Below are 5,237 nucleotides of genomic sequence, written 5' to 3'. Positions count from 1 at the left end.
AAGAAACGGGGAGCCTTCTGTTCTGCCTAGCTTTTTTACTCGAAGTCGGCGGTTGCCGGGTCAGCCGAGATACGGCCTTCCGCTCCGCGGTCCAGGGTAGCGATGGCAGCCAGATCTTCCTCGTCCAGTTGCACGTTCAGCGATTCGAAGTTCTCGACGATGCGCGATTCGGTGGTCGACTTCGGGATGACCACGTTGCCTACCGCCAGGTGCCACGCGATGACTACCTGTGCCACCGATGCTTCATGCTTCTTGGCGATCTCCACCAGCACTGGGTCGCTGAGCAGTTCGCCGCCGTGGCCCAGCGGGGACCAGGACTGGTGCAGGATGCCGTGCTCGGCCTCGTAGGCGCGCAGCTCGCCCTGCGGGAAGTACGGATGGGTTTCGACCTGGTTGATCACCGGGCGGACGCCGGTTTCGGTGTAGAGCTCTTCCAGTGCTTCCTTGGTGAAGTTGCAAACGCCGATGGACTTGGCCTTGCCGTCCTTCTGCAACTGGATCAGTGCCTTCCAGGTGTCCACGTAGGTGCCGCGCTTGGGCTGCAGCCAGTGGATCAGGTACAGGTCGACGTATTCCAGGCCGAGCCGTTCCAGCGAGGCATCCGCTGCGGCGAGGGTCTTCTCGAAACCCTGGTCCGAGTTCCAGACCTTGGTGGTGATGAAGAGGTCTTCGCGTGGCACGGCGCTGGCTGCAACTGCGCGGCCGACGCCAGCTTCGTTGCCATAGATGCGTGCGGTGTCGATGTGGCGGTAGCCGGCGTCGATGGCCTGGCCAACGACTGCTTCCGCGTCCTCGTCGGCGACCTTCCAGACGCCGTAGCCAAGCTGGTCGATGGTGTTTCCGTCAAGGAACTTCAGTTCAGGAATTGTTTGGGTCATGCAACTAATTTAGTCCACTGATGCGCCCTGCGCGGTGGAACACCACGCGAGCGATCGGGAAAACCCAATTATTCGCTGGAAGCGAGCAATTGCACGGCCCGGCTGACGTCTTCTTTCACCAGCATGGCACGATGGCGCACGGCTTCGATATCGATAGGCTTGCCGGCTTCGGCCTGCATGCGCATCATCGCTACGACCTGTGCGGTCGTCGCCAAATCATTGGCGGCCTTAGTCAGCGAACGATGCGCCGCAGAGGTCAGCTGCGGGATCGTGTCGTCATTGCTCGGGGTGATCCGATGCGCCGCACAGCAAAGCTGGCGCACGGTCGGCAACAGCACAGCCATCTCATTGGCTTCTCGGACCAGCTGATTGTAAACCTGGTCATCGTTGATGCCCTCTACCACCTGGAAGACCCGGTCCAATGACCGCTGGAAACGGTCATGGGCGCGACGCCAGACGCCCTCGCCAAGTTCGCGAGCAGCAGCACGCTCAGCGCGCAGTCGTGAAAAGAACGCCATTACACTTCTCTGCCGGTGGATTCCGATGAATTACTGGTTCTAGCCTACCGGGATCACCGCAGTGTTCCCGGCAGCGGGGTCGACATAAAACGAAACCGGCCGCGAGCCCCATCCGCTTTCGCCAATGGTTCTCACGGCCGGTACCAGTCGCGTTCAGCAGCAACGCCCTTCAGGATTCTTTTCCTGCCAGTCGGTGTAGTCCTTCCAGAATTCGCGCTCGGTCATTGGCTTGGCGCCAGGATGATTGCGTTCGTGGTGTTCCAGGTAGTGCTGGTACTTGTCGGCCCCGAGCACCCCGTCGACAAACTTCTTGGCTTGCCCCAGGCATTCCAACAGCGTCGCCATGGCTAGTGGCCGCCTCGCTGGACTTGGGCTTCGGCAGGGATTTGCTTCCAAGCCTTCTCAAGTTCCTTTTCGGCAGGCGACGAGATCAAGCCGGCGGGCGCGTACATCTTCGATGGCACGGCAGGATCCTCGGTGCTGTTGCCACCACCGCTCTGCTTGGCCTTGGCGGTTGCGACAACCGCCGAAACCAGCACGATGGCGGTCAGTACCAGGAAGACCACGGACAGCCAGCCCTGGACACCGGTGTTGCGGACCACGGCCTCCATGGCTTCGACGCTGCCCGCCGAGCCGAGGGAAGTCTCGCCATTGGCCAGAGCTTCCTTGTAGGCGTTGTGGTTGGCGAAGTAGCCCACCTTGGTATCTGCGGAGAAGATCTTCTGCCAGCTCGCGACGAAGGTGATCACCACGGTGAAGGCCAGCGGCAGAGCCACGACCCACAGGTACTTGAAGTTGTTCTGCTTGGCGATGATGGTCATCACCACGGCCAGCGCTATCGCAGCCAGCAGCTGATTGGCGATGCCGAACAGCGGGAAGAAGGTGTTGATGCCGCCCAGTGGATCTGTCACGCCGAGGATCAGGATGTAGCCCCAGCCGGCAACCATGATCAATGTGCACAGCCACACGCCCGGACGCCACGAGGTGTCCTTGAACTTCGGGAAGAAGTTGCCGATGGTGTCCTGCAGCATGAAGCGTGCAACACGGGTACCGGCGTCAACCGCGGTCAGGATGAACAGGGCTTCGAACATGATCGCGAAGTGGTACCAGAAGCCCATCATCGCGGTGCCGCCGAACCACTGGTGCATGATGTGCGCGATGCCCACAGCCAGGGTCGGAGCGCCACCGGTACGCGAGACAACCGAGCTCTCGCCCACGTTATTGGCAAGTTCGGTCAGCTGGTTTGGATCCAGGCTAACGCCGGCCAAACCCAGCGAGTTCACGAATGCCGCCGCGGTTTCCACCGTGCCACCGGTAGCGGCAGCCGAGGAGTTCATCGCGAAGTAGATGCCGCGGTCGATGGAAATCGCTGCAACCAGCGCCATGATGGCCACCATGGATTCCATGAGCATGCCGCCGTAGCCCAGGAAGCGGGTTTGCTTTTCCTTCTCGACCAGCTTCGGGGTGGTGCCCGAGGCGATCAGTGCGTGGAAGCCCGACAGCGCACCGCAGGCAATGGTCACGAACAGGAATGGGAAGATGTGCCCGGCAACGACCGGGCCATCGGCACGGCCAGCGAACTCGGAGAAGGCCGGAACATCGATTTCCGGGCGGACGACGATGATCGCCACGGCCAGCAGGCCGATGACGCCGATCTTCATGAAAGTCGACAGGTAGTCGCGAGGAGCCAGCAGCAGCCATACCGGGAGCACCGCGGCGATGATGCCGTAGATGATGATGGCCCAGGCGATGGTGGTGCGATCCAGGTGGAAGAACTCGGCACCCCACGCAGACTCGGCAATCCAGCGGCCGGAGATGATCGCGAACATCAGCAGCACGAAGCCGATGATGGAGATTTCCAGGACCTTGCCCGGGCGGATGAACCGCAGGTAGATGCCCATGAACAAGGCGATAGGGATGGTCAGGCCCACCGAGTAGACACCCCACGCGGATTCGCCCAGTGCATTGACGACCACCAGCGCCAAGATGGCGGTAATGATGATCATGATAGCCAGGGTGGCGATCAGGGCAGCGGTGCCGCCGATCAGGCCCAGCTCTTCGCGGGCCATCTGGCCCAGCGAGCGTCCGCCACGGCGCATGGAGAAGAACATGACGAGATAGTCCTGGACCGCTCCGGCCAGCACCACGCCCACGATAATCCAGATGGTGCCTGGCAAATAGCCCATCTGCGCTGCGAGGATCGGTCCAACCAGCGGACCGGCGCCTGCGATGGCGGCGAAGTGGTGGCCGAAGAGCACGCGGCGATCGGTGGGAACGAAGTCACGGCCGTTATTGACCGATTCGGCCGGGGTGGCCCGGAAATCATCCGGTTTGGCGATCTTGCGCTCGATGAACTTCGAGTAGAAGCGGTAGGCAATCAGATAGGTCGCAACAGCGGCGAAGACGAACCAGATGGCATTGATGGTTTCCCCGCGCGAGAAGGCGAGAATCGACCATGCGATTCCGCCGACCAGCGCGATGGCAACCCAGATGGCGATCTTGGCGGGGGTCCAACGCTTTTCTTCGCGTTCGGCAACTTCAGGATCGACACCCGCTGGTGGCAAGGTATTTTGGGTACTCAAATCGAGCAACCTCCTAGGAACAGTGCAAGTGATGTGCGCGACCAGCGGTTATTAGGCTAGTCACGCATTAATGACTACTGAGTCACCTTACAACTGGTTTCCCGCTGCTTTAAACCTCTATGACAACTTTTCCCGTATGTTCACCGGAATCGAAGTATTCGTGGGCAGCGGCCAGCTCCGGGAATCCAAAGGCCTTGGTGACGTTCAGTGCCAGTTTCCCCTGTTCCAGCAGCGGCATCACGCGGGTAATGGTCTGGCGAACGATCTCCGCCTTCTCATGCAGCGGGCGGGAACGCAAAGTTGTGCCGATGATCCGCGCCCGCTTGCTCATCAGCAGGCCCAAGTTCAGTTCTCCCTTGGCTCCGCCTTGCAGTCCGATGACTACCATCCGTCCGCCGACGGCGAGCGCCTTGACGTTCTCCCCCAGGTATTTGGCGCCCACGACATCCAGGATCAGATCCACGCCCCTGGCGTCGGTCAGTTCCTTGACGCGTGCAGAAAAGTCCTCTTCCCGGTAGTTGATCCCCTCGTCGGCGCCGAGGGCACGGCAGTAGTCCAATTTCTCTGCCGAGGAGGCGGTGACGATGACGCGGGCGCCAGCGGCCTTGGCGAGCTGTATGGCCATGGAGCCGATGCCGCCGGCTCCGCCATGGATCAACAGCGTCTGGTCTTGGCCCAGTCCGCCTTCGATGAAGAGGTTGGAGACCACGGTGGCGGCGACTTCCGGCAACCCGGCGGCTTCGATGCTCGAAATCGTTCCAGGGATTTCGATGAGCAGTTCTGCCGGAACATTGACGTACTGCGCATACCCGCCAGCAGCGAGCAGGGCGGCAACTCGCGCTCCGGGTTTCCATCCGCTGACGCCATCGCCGATCTCCACAATGCTGCCCGAGACTTCCAGCCCGGGGATATCGCTGGCTCCGGGAGGTGGCGGATACACTCCCTTGCGCTGCTGCACATCCGCGCGGTTCAGTCCGAAGGCCTCGACCTTGACCAGCACTTCCCCAGCTGCGGGGACCGGCATTGGCCGTTGGACCAGTTCAAGGACTTCTGGTCCACCGGCACCGTTGTAGATATAGGCGTTCATAACGTCGTTCATGGCCTTCAATTCCTTTCAACAGGGGTTCATGCCGTATACTTTTTCGGGTTGGATGGTTGTCCGAGCGGCCGAAGGAGCTGGTCTTGAAAACCAGTAGGCGGCAACCCCGTCTCATGGGTTCAAATCCCATACCATCCGCGCTTTTCGAGTTTGGGGGGGG

At 61.0% G+C, this 5,237-nt stretch carries 5 protein-coding genes and 1 tRNA gene; 1 reads left to right on the top strand and 5 read right to left on the bottom strand.

Features of this window, described 5'->3' with window-relative positions; translation table 11 throughout:
* Window positions 1-35: 35 nt before the first annotated feature.
* The 5 genes from ACNPM8_RS09890 to ACNPM8_RS09870 all read right to left on the bottom strand — a co-directional run bounded on the left by ACNPM8_RS09890 (window position 36) and on the right by ACNPM8_RS09870 (window position 5,065).
* Window positions 36-878 (bottom strand): aldo/keto reductase, encoded by an 843-nt coding sequence (locus ACNPM8_RS09890; RefSeq protein ID WP_434692198.1) that lies wholly within the window; start codon window positions 876-878, stop codon window positions 36-38.
* 68 nt (window positions 879-946) lie between these two features.
* Complete coding sequence (locus tag ACNPM8_RS09885; protein WP_105662501.1) at window positions 947-1,396, bottom strand: hypothetical protein; 450 nt, start codon at window positions 1,394-1,396, stop codon at window positions 947-949.
* 153 nt (window positions 1,397-1,549) lie between these two features.
* Window positions 1,550-1,741, bottom strand: coding sequence for a YbdD/YjiX family protein (locus ACNPM8_RS09880; RefSeq protein ID WP_448939772.1), 192 nt, complete (start codon window positions 1,739-1,741; stop codon window positions 1,550-1,552).
* Window positions 1,742-1,743: 2 nt separating this feature from the next.
* Window positions 1,744-3,978 carry a carbon starvation CstA family protein gene (locus tag ACNPM8_RS09875; RefSeq protein WP_388024215.1) on the bottom strand — a complete coding sequence of 745 codons (2,235 nt, stop codon included), beginning with the start codon at window positions 3,976-3,978 and terminating at the stop codon, window positions 1,744-1,746.
* Window positions 3,979-4,087: 109 nt separating this feature from the next.
* The gene (locus tag ACNPM8_RS09870) at window positions 4,088-5,065 is read right to left on the bottom strand and encodes an NAD(P)H-quinone oxidoreductase (RefSeq protein ID WP_448939777.1); all 978 of its coding nucleotides are present in this window, start codon (window positions 5,063-5,065) and stop codon (window positions 4,088-4,090) included.
* A 62-nt stretch (window positions 5,066-5,127) separates the two neighbouring features.
* Between ACNPM8_RS09870 and ACNPM8_RS09865 the strand changes: the two genes are divergently transcribed.
* A tRNA-Ser gene (locus tag ACNPM8_RS09865) sits at window positions 5,128-5,215 on the top strand.
* Window positions 5,216-5,237 lie beyond the last annotated feature (22 nt).

Source organism: Glutamicibacter sp. AGC46, from assembly GCF_053543715.1.
Note: the sequence above shows the minus strand (reverse complement) of the source record. Positions and strands in the feature narration are given on the sequence as shown.

Bases quoted from the DNA above. Each gene is read 5' to 3' on its own strand.
- ACNPM8_RS09890 (WP_434692198.1), bottom strand. From the start codon at position 878: ATGACCCAAACAATTCCTGAACTGAAGTTCCTTGACGGAAACACCATC.
- ACNPM8_RS09885 (WP_105662501.1), bottom strand. From the start codon at position 1,396: ATGGCGTTCTTTTCACGACTGCGCGCTGAGCGTGCTGCTGCTCGCGAA.
- ACNPM8_RS09880 (WP_448939772.1), bottom strand. From the start codon at position 1,741: ATGGCGACGCTGTTGGAATGCCTGGGGCAAGCCAAGAAGTTTGTCGAC.
- ACNPM8_RS09870 (WP_448939777.1), bottom strand. From the start codon at position 5,065: ATGAACGCCTATATCTACAACGGTGCCGGTGGACCAGAAGTCCTTGAA.